General features: G+C 56.5%; 16 protein-coding genes. 9 read left to right on the plus strand and 7 right to left on the minus strand.

What is annotated here, in order from left to right:
- The first annotated feature begins 103 nt into the window (after positions 1–103).
- The 4 genes from IV91_RS0109830 (at position 104) to can (ending at position 4,511) form a co-directional block, all read left to right on the plus strand.
- Complete coding sequence (locus IV91_RS0109830; protein WP_051862500.1) at positions 104–1,399, plus strand: DEAD/DEAH box helicase; 1,296 nt, start codon at positions 104–106, stop codon at positions 1,397–1,399.
- Between the two features lie 19 nt (positions 1,400–1,418).
- Positions 1,419–2,975, plus strand: coding sequence for an ArnT family glycosyltransferase (locus IV91_RS0109835; RefSeq protein ID WP_031597962.1), 1,557 nt, complete (start codon positions 1,419–1,421; stop codon positions 2,973–2,975).
- On the plus strand, positions 2,972–3,754 hold the full coding sequence (locus tag IV91_RS16855; protein ID WP_051862501.1) for a phosphatase PAP2 family protein: 783 nt from the start codon (positions 2,972–2,974) through the stop codon (positions 3,752–3,754). Before IV91_RS0109835 ends, IV91_RS16855 begins: the two co-directional genes overlap by 4 nt.
- 64 nt (positions 3,755–3,818) lie before the next feature.
- Positions 3,819–4,511: a carbonate dehydratase gene (can, locus tag IV91_RS0109845; RefSeq protein ID WP_051862502.1), complete on the plus strand. Its 693-nt coding sequence runs from the start codon at positions 3,819–3,821 to the stop codon at positions 4,509–4,511.
- Here the strand turns inward: can and mutM are convergent.
- From mutM to IV91_RS17285, 4 genes are all read right to left on the minus strand, one after another.
- On the minus strand, positions 4,477–5,316 hold the full coding sequence (gene mutM, locus IV91_RS0109850; RefSeq protein WP_031597966.1) for a bifunctional DNA-formamidopyrimidine glycosylase/DNA-(apurinic or apyrimidinic site) lyase: 840 nt from the start codon (positions 5,314–5,316) through the stop codon (positions 4,477–4,479). The genes can and mutM overlap by 35 nt on opposite strands.
- A 3-nt stretch (positions 5,317–5,319) precedes the next feature.
- Positions 5,320–5,988, minus strand: coding sequence for a queuosine precursor transporter (locus IV91_RS0109855; protein ID WP_084190029.1), 669 nt, complete (start codon positions 5,986–5,988; stop codon positions 5,320–5,322).
- Positions 5,989–6,038: 50 nt separating this feature from the next.
- Entirely contained in the window at positions 6,039–7,493 is a 1,455-nt protein-coding gene (locus tag IV91_RS0109860; RefSeq protein ID WP_051862504.1) for a protein adenylyltransferase SelO, read from the minus strand.
- 71 nt (positions 7,494–7,564) lie between these two features.
- A complete protein-coding gene (locus IV91_RS17285; RefSeq protein WP_082783229.1) occupies positions 7,565–7,786 on the minus strand; it encodes a CDGSH iron-sulfur domain-containing protein in 222 nt (73 codons plus the stop codon).
- 75 nt (positions 7,787–7,861) lie between these two features.
- Between IV91_RS17285 and IV91_RS0109865 the strand changes: the two genes are divergently transcribed.
- Complete coding sequence (locus IV91_RS0109865) at positions 7,862–8,317, plus strand: MarR family winged helix-turn-helix transcriptional regulator (protein WP_031597971.1); 456 nt, start codon at positions 7,862–7,864, stop codon at positions 8,315–8,317.
- Here IV91_RS0109865 and IV91_RS0109870 read toward each other — a convergent pair whose 3' ends face one another.
- Entirely contained in the window at positions 8,318–8,587 is a 270-nt protein-coding gene (locus IV91_RS0109870) for an RnfH family protein (protein WP_031597974.1), read from the minus strand.
- A gap of 3 nt (positions 8,588–8,590) precedes the next feature.
- Entirely contained in the window at positions 8,591–9,025 is a 435-nt protein-coding gene (locus IV91_RS0109875) for a type II toxin-antitoxin system RatA family toxin (protein ID WP_031597976.1), read from the minus strand.
- 48 nt (positions 9,026–9,073) lie between these two features.
- Here IV91_RS0109875 and smpB point away from each other — a divergent pair, with 48 nt between their 5' ends.
- Positions 9,074–9,517: an SsrA-binding protein SmpB gene (gene smpB / locus IV91_RS0109880; RefSeq protein WP_031597977.1), complete on the plus strand. Its 444-nt coding sequence runs from the start codon at positions 9,074–9,076 to the stop codon at positions 9,515–9,517.
- A gap of 168 nt (positions 9,518–9,685) precedes the next feature.
- On the opposite strand, the gene icd is transcribed toward smpB, so the two are convergent.
- Entirely contained in the window at positions 9,686–10,927 is a 1,242-nt protein-coding gene (gene icd, locus IV91_RS0109885) for an NADP-dependent isocitrate dehydrogenase (protein ID WP_031597978.1), read from the minus strand.
- A gap of 210 nt (positions 10,928–11,137) precedes the next feature.
- Here icd and IV91_RS0109890 point away from each other — a divergent pair, with 210 nt between their 5' ends.
- From IV91_RS0109890 to purB, 3 genes are all read left to right on the plus strand, one after another.
- The gene (locus IV91_RS0109890; RefSeq protein ID WP_031597980.1) at positions 11,138–11,347 is read left to right on the plus strand and encodes a hypothetical protein; all 210 of its coding nucleotides are present in this window, start codon (positions 11,138–11,140) and stop codon (positions 11,345–11,347) included.
- A gap of 16 nt (positions 11,348–11,363) precedes the next feature.
- Positions 11,364–12,491, plus strand: a complete 1,128-nt coding sequence (gene mnmA, locus IV91_RS0109895; RefSeq protein ID WP_082783228.1) for a tRNA 2-thiouridine(34) synthase MnmA — start codon at positions 11,364–11,366, stop codon at positions 12,489–12,491.
- A gap of 63 nt (positions 12,492–12,554) precedes the next feature.
- Positions 12,555–13,925 carry an adenylosuccinate lyase gene (purB, locus tag IV91_RS0109900; RefSeq protein WP_031597982.1) on the plus strand — a complete coding sequence of 457 codons (1,371 nt, stop codon included), beginning with the start codon at positions 12,555–12,557 and terminating at the stop codon, positions 13,923–13,925.
- Positions 13,926–14,047: the final 122 nt, after the last annotated feature.

The following is a 14,047-nucleotide window of genomic DNA, read 5'->3' on the forward strand; positions in this document are numbered from 1 at the left end:
CGGCGGTTCTCCGCTGTTTTATTCATCTGAGGCTCGTGTGAACCCTCCCGGGTTCCCTTTACCTGTCGCTTCGCCCTCGAGGATTCGTACATTGACCACCCCCATGTTGTTTGAACACTTAAATCTGGACCCCCGCCTGCTCAGCGCTGTTACCGAAGCCGGCTATACCGTACCCACGCCTGTGCAGGCTCAGGCCATTCCGGCCTTGCTGACGGGCTCCGACCTGATGGTCACCTCACGCACCGGATCAGGCAAAACTGCCGCCTTCATGTTGCCGGCCCTGCATCGTCTGGCCACCCGCCCCTTGAGCGGGAAAGGCCCACGCCTGCTGATCCTTTCCCCCACCCGCGAATTGGCCAGCCAAATCACCGAAGCCGCCAAAATCTACGGCAAAAACCTGAAACAGGTTCGCACCGTGACCTTGCTGGGAGGAACCCCCTATCCGGTGCAGAACCGCAATCTGGCTCGCCCCTATGACATTTTAGTGGCAACGCCGGGACGTTTGCTCGACCAGATGGACAGTCGGCGGGTCGATTTATCCCAAGTTGAAATGTTGGTCCTGGATGAAGCCGATCGCATGCTCGACATGGGATTCATCGACGATGTCAAACGCATCGCCAGCGCCACCCCGATCACCCGTCAAACACTGATGTTTTCTGCCACCTTCGACAAACCCATTGCGCGTTTGGCTGAAACCCTCCTGCGGGAACCCGTACGCATCGAGGCCACTTCCCTCAAAGCCGCCCATGAAAACATCGATCAGCGCCTCCACTACGTGGACAATCTGGCCCACAAGAATCGTCTGCTGGCCCATCTGCTGGCCGATGTCGATCTCAACCAGGCCATTATTTTCACCGCCACCAAACGCGATGCCGATCTGCTGGCCGATGACCTGAGCGGACAGGGCCACTCTGCGGCCGCACTCCACGGTGACATGCATCAAGGTGCCCGTAACCGCACCCTGGACGGCTTGCGCCATGGACGTTTGCGCGTTCTGGTAGCCACCGATGTCGCTGCGCGCGGCATCGATGTTCCCGGCATCAGTCATGTCATCAACTATGACTTGCCCAAAGTGGCGGAGGACTACGTCCACCGGATAGGCCGTACCGGCCGTGCCGGTAACAAGGGAATCGCCATTTCCCTGGCCAGCAGTCGCGATTTGCAGCAACTGCAGCGCATTGAACGTTTCACCGGAAAATCCATCGATGTTCATACCATCGCCGGATTCGAACCGCGCATGCCGATTCGCCCGCCCTCACGGTCTGCCGCCCGCCCTGGTCCCTCCGGTGGTAAGGGTCGTAGTAACCCGGCGCAGGATCGACCCCAGCACCGCGAGGCCCATACCCCTTGGTCGGAGCAGCGTCAAACCAAGGCGCCCATTCGCAAACGGGCTGGCTAAAACTCTCTAAAGGTGGTTCATGTCTGACTTGGTGCGCAGACTGAAGGGCTTGTGGGTACTGGCGCTATTGACCACCTGGTTGGCCTTGGTCCAGTTACCCCTGTTTGACGAGGATGAAGGGGAGTACGGAGAAGTCGCTGTGGAAATGGCTCACAGCGGCGACTTTGTTACACCCACCCTGAACGGCCAACCTTTTTTTGAAAAACCCATCCTGGCTTTTTGGCTCGAGGCCCCGTTGGTCAAGGTCCTCGGTGTCCATGCCTGGGTTTTCCGTTTTCCTTCACTGCTGGCTTGTCTGCTCTGGATGCTCGTTCTGGGTCGCTTTGCTCGCCAACACTGGGGGCCTGAGGCCGGTGCACTGGCCACCCTGCTCTGCGCCACCTCTCTGGGCGTCACGGTATCGGCCCACGCCGCGGCAATGGACGGCGTTCTCTGTCTCCTCATCACCCTGGCTCAACTGGACATCTATCTGGCCTGGAAAACCCAGGACCCCTGGGCTGAACGGCGTACCTGGCTGTGGATGGCTCTGGGGTTTCTGGCCAAGGGGCCAGTGGCCGTGGTGGTCCCCGCACTCACCAGTTTCTTGTTCTACGGATTCCAGAAAGAATGGAGACGCTGGTTTCGGAGCGCCTTCAATGGCTGGGGATGGCTCATTTTTTGTGCGCTGGCCTTGCCCTGGTATGTCCTTCAATACCGCTTGATGGGGGCCCGCTTCATCGATTACTTTTTGTGGCGGGAAAACCTCGGACGTCTCACCGGCACCTTGCAAGGGCACGGGGGAAGCATTCTGTATTACCTGCCTGTACTGCTGGTGATTGCCTGGCCGCACACCCCTTTGTTATTGAAATCCCTGGGAGAAGGCTGGCGCGATCGCGCCACTCCCCTGACCCAGTTCCTGTTGCTTTGGTTTGTCACGGTTTTCATCCTGTTTTCCCTGGCGCACACTAAATTGCCACATTATCTGCTGATCGGATTACCCCCACTTTTCCTGCTCATGGCCCAATACCGCCATTCCCTCAAACATTCCTGGAGCCTCTGGCTCCCGTGGCTCATCATGCCCGCTCTGGTCGTCAGTTTACCCTTCGTGGTCCAGTATCAGGCTCAGTCCACCGCCAATCCTTACCTGCGCGCCCTGTTTCTGCAGGGTCCGGACATTTTTACCGGCGGGTGGTGGGCAAGCGTGGCTAGCCTGGTGATGCTCTGCGTCCTTCTGGGATTCGTGATCCTTCGGGTACGCCCGATACCCACCGATCTTTCTACGCGTAGCCTGGCTCTTGGGGTCACCGGCGTGATGAGTACCCTGATGCTGACCACGGTGTTCATGCCGGTGGCCGCCCGTCTGCAACAAACCCCGGTGCGCGTTCTGGCCCAGTGGGCCCGTCATCACCCGGTACCCATCGTTGCAGACGATCGGATGCCCAGTTTTGCCGTGTACAGTGGCAAAGCCACCATCAACCGACCGGCCCATGCCGGAGACTGGGTTTTTATCCGGGCAGACCACCTTTCCGAACTCCCCCCCTATGTCGTCCTGCACGCCATGGGAGGTCTCTATCTGGTTCAAATCCTACCCCAATGACTCCTCCGCTCTTCTCTTCTCGAACGCTTTGGCGTTGGACCTTCCCCCTGGTGTGTCTGGGACTGGCCGTCGAAGTCGCGCTAACCTGCACCAACTTGCCCCTATTCGAGGTATTGCATCGGCTTTTCTCTTTCCTGCCCCCCTTGATGTGGACCCACTGGACGGCGCTGGGAGACTCTGCGTTGCTCCCTCTGATTCTGTTTCCCTGGTGGCGACGCCGCCCGGATTTATTGTGGGCTGCCCTGTTGGCCTCCTTGCTGGCCTTCCTCTTTTCCCATGGCTTGAAGCATTGGATAGATGCGCCGCGCCCCCCCGCTGTTTTAACGGTGACGGTTATTGGCCCCCGCCTGTTGCATGGGTCCTTCCCCTCGGGACATACCACCGCCATCTTCACCCTGGTTGCCCTTCTCATCCATGGTCTCCCACTCCGCGCATCAGGTATGCGCTGGACTCTGATTCTCATGGGATTGGCCGTGGGTGCCTCCCGTATTGCCCTCGGAGTACACTGGCCCCTGGATGTGCTGGTGGGGGCAGCCGGGGGATGGCTCTGCGCCCTCGCCGGACTGGCCTGGGCACAACGCTGGACCTGGGGCACGAACCAAGGGCGCTGGCTACCGTTATTGGTGTTGCTCATGCTCGCAGCCTTTGCCCTGTTCCGAAGGTCCGAGGGTTTGCCGGGCGTCTTTTGGTCTGAAAAAGCATTTGCATTGACCATGCTGATCCTCGGAGGGCGTGCAGGATTCCAAGCCTCGTCCTCTCCGGAAAAAACCCTGGACTAATCAGGGTATACTTCGGTACCTTACGGGCCGTGGGTCGCCCTGATTCAAAGAAGGATTTCAACGCATGACGGTTTCTCTTCATCCCCTGCAACACCTCTTCGATAACAACCGCCTTTGGGTGGACTCCATGCTGGCTGAGGACCCTGACTTTTTCAAGGCACTGGCCACCCAACAGGCACCTGAATATCTGTGGATCGGTTGTTCCGACTCCCGTGTCCCGGCCAATCAGATCACCGGACTGGCCCCCGGAGAAGTCTTCGTCCACCGTAATGTGGCCAATGTCGTGGTGCACAGCGACCTCAATTCCCTGTCGGTGCTGCAGTTTGCCGTGGACCAACTGAAGGTACGTCATATCATGGTGGTGGGCCACTATGGCTGCTCGGGCGTACGTGCAGCCCTCACCGGAATACGGGTCGGGATTGCCGACAACTGGTTACGGCACGTCCGGGATGTGCATGAAAAGCACGGGGCCCTCATCGAACAGTGCCCTGCTGACCTGCGTTATGACCGCCTGTGCGAATTGAATGCCATGGAACAGGCCCTCACTGTCTGCCAGACCACCGTGGTCCAGGATGCCTGGGAACGCCAGCAACCCGTCACCGTTCATGCCTGGGTTTATGGGTTGGACAATGGTCAACTGCACGACCTTGGCTTTACCGTTTCCTCTCCCCAAGACGTGCGAATCCGCTACGCCGCCACCCTGCAACTCATCTCGGCACGGATCAGAAGCGCTGACAGCGTGGACAATACCAAGTAGAGCGTTGTCCCTGACGAATCTGGACGATGGGGGTTGCACAGCGCGCACAGGGTTGTCCCGTACGACCATAAACCTGATGTTGATGCTGAAAATATCCGCCTTCCCCCAGAGCCCCCACAAAATCACGCAGGGTACTTCCCCCCGCCTGAATGGCCTGTTCCAGAACCTGACGCACCGCTTGTGCCAGACGATGGTAGCGCTCCAGGCCAATCCGTCCCGCTGCGCGACGCGGGTCGATGCCGGCCAGAAAGAGACTTTCGCAGGCATAGATATTGCCAGCACCCACCACCAGTCGCCCCTCCAGCAACAGGGGTTTGATGGCGCCCTTCAGGCCGCGCGTGACGCGATAAAACCAGGCCCCATCAAACCCAGCTTCCAGAGGTTCCAGTCCCATCCTGGAAAAACAGGGGTGGGTCTGCCAGAAAGGCGCTCCAGAGACTTCGGGGGGACGGGGAACCCAAAGCAGTGCGCCAAACCGGCGGGGATCACGATAGCGCACCAGACTCCCATCCGCGAATAACAGGTCCACATGCTCATGCCGTTGCGCGGGCACCGCCTGGGTCAGGTAGCGCAGGGTGCCGCTCATGCCCAGATGAACGATGAGCGCCCCGTGGCTCATTTCCAGCACCAGATATTTTCCCCGTCGTCGCACCTGCAGAACCTGCTGGGGGTCGGAGCTTGCCAACTCCTGAGGAACGGGATGACGCAGGCGGCTCTCCCGAATCACCGCGCCCACCCAGATTTGACCGGTTACATGGGGGCTGAGCGCCTGACGGGTCACTTCGACTTCAGGCAATTCCGGCATGCGTCAAGGCTCAATGGAAAAGGGATTGAAATGGGTGTGGTCATCATAAAAATCTTCCTGTTCCACCCGTTTGAGGAAATTCACCAAAGCATACGTAAGGGGAGTGGCCAGCGCTTCCCAAAACACCTTGATGCCATACTCCAGAATCGCCACCTCGATCAAATCCCGTGTTTCCCATATCCCGTAAAAAGCAATCCCGTAAAAAAGCAGTGAATCCAGACCCTCCCCCACCGCCGTCGAAACGATGGCGCGCATCCACAACCATCGTCCACGGGTCTTCACTTTAAGACGCGCCAGGACATAACTATTGGAAAAACTGCCGCACCAGTAGGCCAGCATGGAACCGGCGGCAATCCGCCAGGTATTGCCGAATACCCCTTCCAGTTGCCCCTGAAAGGTCGCCATGAAAGCATTGTGCGCGGGGGGTAGAGAGACAATCACCCAGGCCATGAGAGCAGCGAAGGCCAGAGCCGTAAATCCCGCCCAAACCACCCGGCGATCCCGTGCATAGCCATAGACCTCGGTGAGAACATCCCCGAAAAAATAGGAAATAGGAAAGAAGAGAACCCCCGCCCCCACGGTGAAAGTGCTGAAACCCGGCACGCTGAGCGTCGTCTGTTTGGCTGCCCCAATCAGGTTGGTACACAGCAGGATGCAAATAAAAGCCGCCATGATCAGATCATAATAGCGGTAGTGTCTCTCCTGTCCCACGGTTGGGACGGTCACGAGGAGCAACTCAGGATCAGTTCCCCGGACCAGTCCGGGGGCGCAAGCGCCCAGGCAGAAAATTCGGGATGCTCATCGCAGGGGGTACGCAGAACGCTTTCCAGGTTGCGGGCCATTGCAAAGTCTCCCTGTTGGGCCTGACGAATTGCCAATTCTGCCAGATAGGTGCGCAAAACATATTTGGGGTTGATGGCGCGCATCCCCTGTGCCCGTACCCATGCGGCACTTTCTTCCCGCGCACATCGTTCCCGATAGGCCCCTACCCATTCAGTCCAGGCAGAGGGGCCTTGAAATTCCTCCTCGTGTTCCAGACGGGCGGGTTCCGCCTGTACTTCATCCTGGGCCAGAAAGCGAAAGAAACGGGTAAAATCCACCTGATTTTGGTGTAGGAGAGCACGCAGGGATTTCACCAGGGACTGGTCTTCCGGCAACGGTTTCCGCCATCCCAATTTGCTGCGAAAACGGTTCAGCAGGGCGTTGGAAAATTGCGAACTGTACCGTCCCAGCACAGTCTGTATGCCTTCCGCATCATTGATCAACGCACTCAACGCACTGCCCAGGGCCGCACAATTCCAGGCTCCGATCCAGGGTTGTTGGTCATAGGCATAACGCCCCTCCTGATCGGAATGATTGACGATAAAATGCGGATCAAAACGGTCCAGAAAAGCAAAGGGTCCATAGTCAAGCGTGAGCCCCAGCAGAGACATGTTATCGGTATTCATGACCCCATGGCAAAATCCCACCGACTGCCAGGCTGCCATGAGGTGAGCGGTGCGTTCCACCACCCCCTCCAATACACTCAATACTGGGTTGGACTGGGCTCTGGCCGAAGGATAATGAAACGTCATCAATAAATCGAGCAATCGCTGCAATTCAGCGGGAAAATCATTCCAGGCCAGGTGTTCCACATGACCGAAACGCAAAAAACTGGGGGCCACTCGTGCCAGAATGGCAGCAGTTTCCCGGGTTTCACGCCAAACAGGCAGAGAGGAAGTCATCAGGGCCAGAGCACGGGTAGTGGGAATTCCCAATCCCGCCATGGCCTCCGACCCCAGATATTCACGCAGGGAAGAACGCAGCACAGCGCGCCCATCTCCACGCCGTGAATAGGGCGTCACACCTGCGCCCTTGAGTTGAATTTCCTGATTTCCAGACGGAACCCGTCCCAGAGTATGGGCTCGTCCATCGCCCAGCAACCCTGCCCACTGACCAAATTGATGTCCGGCATAAGCACTGCACCAAGGCACTTGTGGACCATTTCCAGAGAAGAAGGCACTGGCTTCCGGCGTAGGATTTTCGGGCAAACCCAGTTCCTGCGCCAGCGTTGAATTCCATAATCCCCACTGAGGGTCAGGCAAACCTTCACAGCGCGTTTGGTGAACGAAACCCTCTCCCCAGTCATGCCAAAGGGGGGGTTGAAAAAAATCCCGGGGGGAAAGCGTCGTGTCCATACCATGATTCTAACGCGATTTAGACTTAAAATAAACTATCAGGCACCGAAGTGCCCGAACTGAGTGATGGGTCAGAGGATCGGCGCCAGGGTTTTATGGGTTCCATCACAGAAGGGGCTGTTGAAAGACTGGCCACAGCCACAGATGTATAAGGTCTCATCCTGTTCGGCAATGAATTGGCGGGGGCTTTTTCCAGACCCTTCATGGGAACCATTACACAACCCATCGGGGCTCTTTCCACAAACACAGAACCAATATTCCTGACCTTGCTTGACTTGCACTGCGTGAGGCATGATTTTCTCCTATACAATGGTGGGGTTTTCGGAAACTATATTGTACGCATTCGTACTAAATACGCAACCCCCTTTATGCCAACCACTGGTTTTGAATTTCTCCCTACATTGCGCGAATTGGTGCGCACTTATCAGGCTTTTGATGCCTTTTCGAGCGCTCATATCCGAAGGCTGGGGCTGACCTCACCTCAGTTCGATGTCATTGCCACCCTGGGTAACACCCAGGGCATGAGTTGTCGGGATATCGGTCAAAAAACCCTGATGGTCAAGGGAACCCTGACGGGCGTACTCGACCGCCTGGAGCAAAAGGGCCTGATTTCCAGGATTTCCCACCCCACCGACGGACGCAGCACTCTGGTCCGATTGAGCCCTGCTGGCGAAGATCTGTTTGTTCGGGTATTTTCAGCTCATCTGACCCACCTGGAACCCGTCTTCGCTCAGTTGGGCCCGGGGCCCCTGGAGACCCTGCGCCAACATCTCGAACTGTTGCGCCACAGCCTGGAAAAACAGTCTGCTCCGCCCTCTGACTGATCAAGAAGGTTTCAATCGGGCACGGCGTTGGACCTTGGGGTCCACCTGGCGAGGCCGGTAAATTTCCACGCGATCTCCCGGGCGCAACGGGGTGGTCAAACTGCGGACCCGTCCCCATACCCCAATAGCCTCCCGCGCCCAATCGATGTCCGGATACGCTTCCAGCACACCTGACACTGCCAAGGCCTCTGCGACGAGCGCCCTGTCAGTAACCTTCACTTTCCGGATGAACTGGTGTTCAGGCAACGCATAGACCACCGTGACTTCCATGGTTCACCCTCCATACAGGTCGTCCGCACGCTTGACGAAGGCATCGACCATCGTATTGGCAATGGTATGAAAAACCGGTCCGACCAATTTTTCCAGTAAAAAACTGGCAAAGCGCCATTCCAGAACGAACTGGATGCGGCAAGCTTCTGTTCCCAGCGGAATGAATTTAAACCCCCCCTGCAAGTGCTGAAAGGGCCCCTTCTCCAGCACCATAACCATGGATTGGTGGGGTGTACCCTGATTACGCGTCGTAAAACTCTGACGAATCCCGTGAAAATTGATATGCAAGGTCGCAACCGTTTGATGTCCCTCCCGTTCATGGACCTCGGCAGCACCGCACCAAGGCAGGAACTGGGGGTATTGAGGGATGTCTTCCACCAACCCATACATCTTTTCAACGGAATACATCACCAATACTGACTTTTCTACACGCGTCACAGAGCCACCCTAGGGTAAAATGCAGGATTCCGCACAAGATACCCCATCATGAGCCTGATCGACAACCGCAAAGCCTTTCACGACTATTTCATTGAAGAACGCCATGAGGCGGGCATTGTCCTGGAAGGATGGGAGGTCAAGGCCATCCGCGCTGGCAGAGGGCAAATCAAGGAAGCCTATGTGGTGATCCTGGAGGGCGAGTTGTATCTGTTGGGGGCCCACATCAGCCCCTTGCCCACGGCTTCTACCCATATTCATCCAGACCCGACCCGAACCCGCAAGTTGCTCTTGCACGCCGAGGAAATCGCCAAACTCATCGGCAAGGTGGAACGGGCGGGCTATACGCTGATTCCCGTCAACCTGCATTACAACAAGGGACGAATCAAGGTCGAAATCGGGTTGGCCAAGGGTAAAAAGCAACATGACAAGCGCGAAGCAGAGAAAGAAAAAGACTGGGAACGGGAAAAGCAGCGCTGGCTGAAGCAACGCTGAGAAAACATCTTTGAAAGGCGACAGCGGAGGGTGACCGGTTTCAACGCCACTCCCCCGCCTCAGGTGAACATCACAAAGGCAACTGCAGCAAGAAAAAGAACAATGGTGATGGTCTCTAGCATGAGACCATGCTATCTTTACCCCGGATACCCTGTCAATACCTTTTATTTACGCCAAATTAGCGATCAGCGCCGCACCGAACCCCGAACAGGAAACCTGTTGGGCACCCTCCATCAGGCGTGCAAAATCGTAAGTCACGGTTTTGGCCTTGATGGTTTTTTCCATGGTGTGAATCAGGGCGTCTGCCGCTTCCACCCACCCCATATGGCGCAACATCATCTCTGCGGACAAAATCAGGGAACCGGGGTTCACATAATCCTTGCCTGCATACTTGGGGGCCGTCCCGTGGGTGGCTTCAAACAGGGCCACCGTATCGGACAGATTGGCGCCTGGAGCAATTCCGATGCCCCCTACCTGGGCCGCCAGGGCATCAGAGATGTAATCTCCGTTCAGGTTGAGCGTGGCAATGACATCGTATTCGGCGGGACGCAGGAGAATTTGCTGCAGGAAAGCATCGGCAATCACATCCTTGATGACGATGCCATTGGGCAAGCGCATCCAGGGTCCACCTTCCAGTAATTCAGCACCAAACTCCCGGCGGCACAGGTCATACCCCCAACTTTTGAACGCCCCTTCAGTGTACTTCATGATATTCCCCTTATGCACCAGGGTCACTGAACGACGTTGATTGTCCATGGCATATTGAACGGCCTTGCGCACCAACCGCTCCGTCCCTTCCCGGGAAACGGCCTTGATCCCAATGCCGGAAGTCTCGGGAAAACGAATGGACGTTACGTTCATTTCCTGCTGCAGGAAGGCAATCAGTTTGCGTGCCTCGGGGGATTCCGCCGGCCATTCAATGCCAGCATAAATATCCTCCGAATTTTCCCGAAAAATCACCATGTCGGTCTTATGGGGTTCGCGCACCGGACTGGGCACGCCGGTAAACCAGCGTACCGGTCGCAGACATACATACAGGTCGAGTTGCTGGCGCATAGCCACATTGATGGAGCGAATTCCTCCGCCCACCGGCGTGGTCAGCGGTCCCTTGATGGATACGACGTAATCACGCAAGACCTGCAAGGTTTCTTCCGGCAACCAGACATCCGGACCATACATCCGCACCGATTTCTCCCCGGCATACACTTCCATCCAGGAAATCTTGCGTCCACCGGCGTAACACTTCGCCACCACCGCATCCACCACGTTCTTCATGACGGGGGTGATATCCACTCCGATGCCATCCCCCTCAATGAAGGGAATGATGGGTTGGTCTGGAACGTCGAGCCCACCATGGGAATCGACAAGAATTTTTTCCCCTGTCACGGGGACCGCGATGTGCTGATACATAAGGGACCTCAACAAAAAAACCCGAACCGGGTGTTGGTAAAAGAACTTCCCCCCAATTATACGGCCCTTATCTCCCATTCGTAAAAACCCCTCACCCTCAATTCATTCCGCAGTCAACGATTTCCCCCTCTCTTGCGTTAGAGTAAACAAGGGAAGTCACAGCCGTTCAATCTCCCGACCTGTTATTACTGACTTTTTTAAGGAAAACCCATGAAGAAAATCATCCTTGCCACTCTGACTGGTCTCATGACATTGACGGCCGTTGAAGTTATGGCTGCCGATGCAGTTGCACCCGCTCCCATGGCAGCCCCGGCACCCGCCGCTGCACCCGCAGCGGAAAAACCCGCGCCAGCAAAACATGCCAAGAAAAAGCACCATCATCATAAAAAGCACGCCAAGAAAACCGCACCGACCAACTGAGATTGAATCACCCAGCATGAAAGGCAGGGGGTCGCCTCTGCCTTTTTTCATTTCTTCGAGTTCCCAAACCATGTCCAAACCCCGTGTCATCGTTGGCCTTTCTGGCGGAGTGGATTCTTCTGTCAGCGCTCTGTTACTGAAGGAGCAAGGCTATGAGGTCATCGGTCTGTTCATGAAAAACTGGGAAGATGACCCCGAATGCACCGCCCGCGCTGATTTGGTGGATGCCGTGGCAGTGGCCGAGGTGTTGAAGATCGACATCGAAGTGGTCAACTTTTCCGCAGAATATCGAGAGCGGGTTTTTTCTTATTTCCTCGAGGAGTATCAGGCGGGGCGCACGCCCAACCCGGACATCCTGTGCAATTCGGAAATCAAGTTCAAGGCATTCCTGGACCATGCCTTGAACCTCGGGGCGGACAAAATTGCCACGGGCCATTATGCCCGCGTCCAGGAAAAAAATGGAAAGATCCAACTCCTGCGCGGACTCGATCCCGGCAAGGACCAAAGTTATTTCCTGTATCGTCTCCACCAGTCTCAACTGGCACATACCCTTTTCCCGGTGGGCCATCTGCCCAAACAGGAAGTCCGTGCTCTGGCCCAAAAAGCCGGCCTGGCCACCGCCACCAAAAAAGACAGCACAGGCATCTGCTTCATCGGAGAAAGGCCCTTTCGGGAGTTTTTGGAACGTTACCTGCCCCGCCAGCCAGGCTCCATGGAAACGCCCGAAGGAAAAATCGTGGGCCACCATCAGGGTTTGGCTTTTTATACCCTGGGACAACGTCAGGGTCTGGGTATTGGAGGCCCTGGAGAACCGTGGTTCGTGGCTGCCAAGGATCTGGAAAACAACCGCCTGATCGTGGTTCAGGGTCATGACCATCCCCTGCTCCATGGTCTCAGCCTGAGTGCCGGGCAACTTTCCTGGATTTCTGGCACGCCACCCTCTCCCGGTGCCTACAGCGCAAAAAACCGCTATCGTCAAAAGGATGCGCCCTGTCATCTGACGTATTCCAGCGAGAATACCGTTGCCAACCTCCATTTCGATGATCCCCAGTGGGCAATCACCCCCGGACAATCGGCTGTTCTCTATCAGGGAGAGACCTGTCTCGGCGGCGGAATCATTCTGGGTCATCCCAACGGCGTGTGATCAAAATGGAACAAATGCTTGACCTTCGTTCTGGTAAAATCGGCCTTTTTCCGGATCGATGCCATGGCCCCTACTCCTCTGACCGCTTTGTCTCCTTTGGATGGTCGTTACGGTGTGCAACTGGACCCACTGCGCCCGTACTTCAGTGAATATGGCCTGATCCATTTTCGCCTGAAAGTTGAAGTGGCTTGGCTCCTCCATTTATCCCATCTCCCTGAAATCACGGAAATCCTCCCTTTTTCGGTGGAAAGCCAACACCAGTTGAATGCCCTGGTGGAGAACTTCTCCGAAAGCGATGCGGCACAGATCAAAGCCATCGAGATACGCACCAACCATGATGTCAAAGCCCTGGAATACTGGATGCGCGAACGCCTGTCCGGCAACCCTGAAGTCATGACCTGCGCCGAGTTCATCCATTTTGGTTGTACCTCGGAGGACATCAATAATCTGTCCCACGCGCTCATGCTGACCGATGCCTGCCGTAGCGTTCTGTTCCCCACCCTGGATGAATTGATCGCGCATCTGGAAGAGATGGCCAAGACCCATGCCCACCAACCCATGCTGGCCCGTACCCATGGTCAAACAGCCACCCCCACCACGGTGGGCAAGGAATTGGTCAATGTGGTGGCGCGCCTGCAACGCCAACGTACCCGCCTCGAGCATATTTCCCTGCTCGGAAAATTCAACGGGGCGGTGGGCAATTACAATGCCCACCTTAGCGCCTACCCGGCCATAGACTGGCCCGGTGTCGCCAGAAACTTCGTGGAATCTCTGGGGATCTCTTTCAACCCCTACACCACCCAGATCGAACCCCATGATTCTCTGGCCGAACTGATGCAGGGATTTACCTTGCTCAACACCATCCTCATCGACCTGAACCGCGACCTCTGGGGCTACATTTCTCTGGGTTACTTCCGCCAGCAACTCAAGGCGGGAGAAGTGGGGTCCTCCACCATGCCGCACAAGGTCAACCCCATCGATTTCGAGAATTCCGAAGGCAATCTGGGACTGGCCAATGCCATTCTGGGCCATCTCGTCGAGAAGTTGCCTATTTCTCGCTGGCAACGGGACCTGACCGATTCCACCGTATTGCGCAACCTGGGGGTAGGACTGGGCCACAGTTTGCTTGGTTACCTGTCCTGCCAGAAGGGTCTGAAAAAACTCGCCATCGATACCACACGCTTGAACGATGATCTGGATCATGCCTGGGAAGTTCTGGCCGAAGCTGTTCAAACAGTCATGCGCAAACATGGCATGAGCAATGCCTATGATCGCCTCAAGGAAATGACCCGTGGACAGGCCATTACCCGTGAAATCATGCAGAAATTCGTGCAGGAACTGAACCTGCCGGAGGATGACAAGGCGCGCCTACTGGCCCTGACCCCCGCCACTTACACCGGACTGGCCGCCACGCTGACCCAGCAATACACCTAAACCTCCCCATGCCTAAAGGCAGGGGGTTCTAAGGGCGAATCCACCGGGGTCTCCTGGCTCTCGCGTCGCCGCTACAGCATCCAGGCCATGACCGATGGCAAACCCTCTATCACAAACGACCT

It is taken from the genome of Ferrovum myxofaciens (assembly GCF_000735045.1).
Classification (GTDB): Bacteria; Pseudomonadota; Gammaproteobacteria; order Burkholderiales; family Ferrovaceae; genus Ferrovum; species Ferrovum myxofaciens.

Excerpts from the sequence above, each read along its gene's own strand:
- IV91_RS0109860 (WP_051862504.1), bottom strand. The coding sequence starts at position 7,493 with ATGGACACGACGCTTTCCCCCCGGGATTTTTTTCAACCCCCCCTTTGG.
- IV91_RS0109890 (WP_031597980.1), top strand. The coding sequence starts at position 11,138 with ATGAAGAAAATCATCCTTGCCACTCTGACTGGTCTCATGACATTGACG.
- IV91_RS0109865 (WP_031597971.1), top strand. The coding sequence starts at position 7,862 with ATGCCAACCACTGGTTTTGAATTTCTCCCTACATTGCGCGAATTGGTG.
- IV91_RS16855 (WP_051862501.1), top strand. The coding sequence starts at position 2,972 with ATGACTCCTCCGCTCTTCTCTTCTCGAACGCTTTGGCGTTGGACCTTC.
- can (WP_051862502.1), top strand. The coding sequence starts at position 3,819 with ATGACGGTTTCTCTTCATCCCCTGCAACACCTCTTCGATAACAACCGC.
- IV91_RS0109855 (WP_084190029.1), bottom strand. The coding sequence starts at position 5,988 with ATGGCGGCTTTTATTTGCATCCTGCTGTGTACCAACCTGATTGGGGCA.
- mutM (WP_031597966.1), bottom strand. The coding sequence starts at position 5,316 with ATGCCGGAATTGCCTGAAGTCGAAGTGACCCGTCAGGCGCTCAGCCCC.
- purB (WP_031597982.1), top strand. The coding sequence starts at position 12,555 with ATGGCCCCTACTCCTCTGACCGCTTTGTCTCCTTTGGATGGTCGTTAC.
- IV91_RS0109835 (WP_031597962.1), top strand. The coding sequence starts at position 1,419 with ATGTCTGACTTGGTGCGCAGACTGAAGGGCTTGTGGGTACTGGCGCTA.
- IV91_RS0109830 (WP_051862500.1), top strand. The coding sequence starts at position 104 with ATGTTGTTTGAACACTTAAATCTGGACCCCCGCCTGCTCAGCGCTGTT.
- mnmA (WP_082783228.1), top strand. The coding sequence starts at position 11,364 with ATGAAAGGCAGGGGGTCGCCTCTGCCTTTTTTCATTTCTTCGAGTTCC.
- smpB (WP_031597977.1), top strand. The coding sequence starts at position 9,074 with ATGAGCCTGATCGACAACCGCAAAGCCTTTCACGACTATTTCATTGAA.
- IV91_RS0109870 (WP_031597974.1), bottom strand. The coding sequence starts at position 8,587 with ATGGAAGTCACGGTGGTCTATGCGTTGCCTGAACACCAGTTCATCCGG.
- icd (WP_031597978.1), bottom strand. The coding sequence starts at position 10,927 with ATGTATCAGCACATCGCGGTCCCCGTGACAGGGGAAAAAATTCTTGTC.
- IV91_RS17285 (WP_082783229.1), bottom strand. The coding sequence starts at position 7,786 with ATGCCTCACGCAGTGCAAGTCAAGCAAGGTCAGGAATATTGGTTCTGT.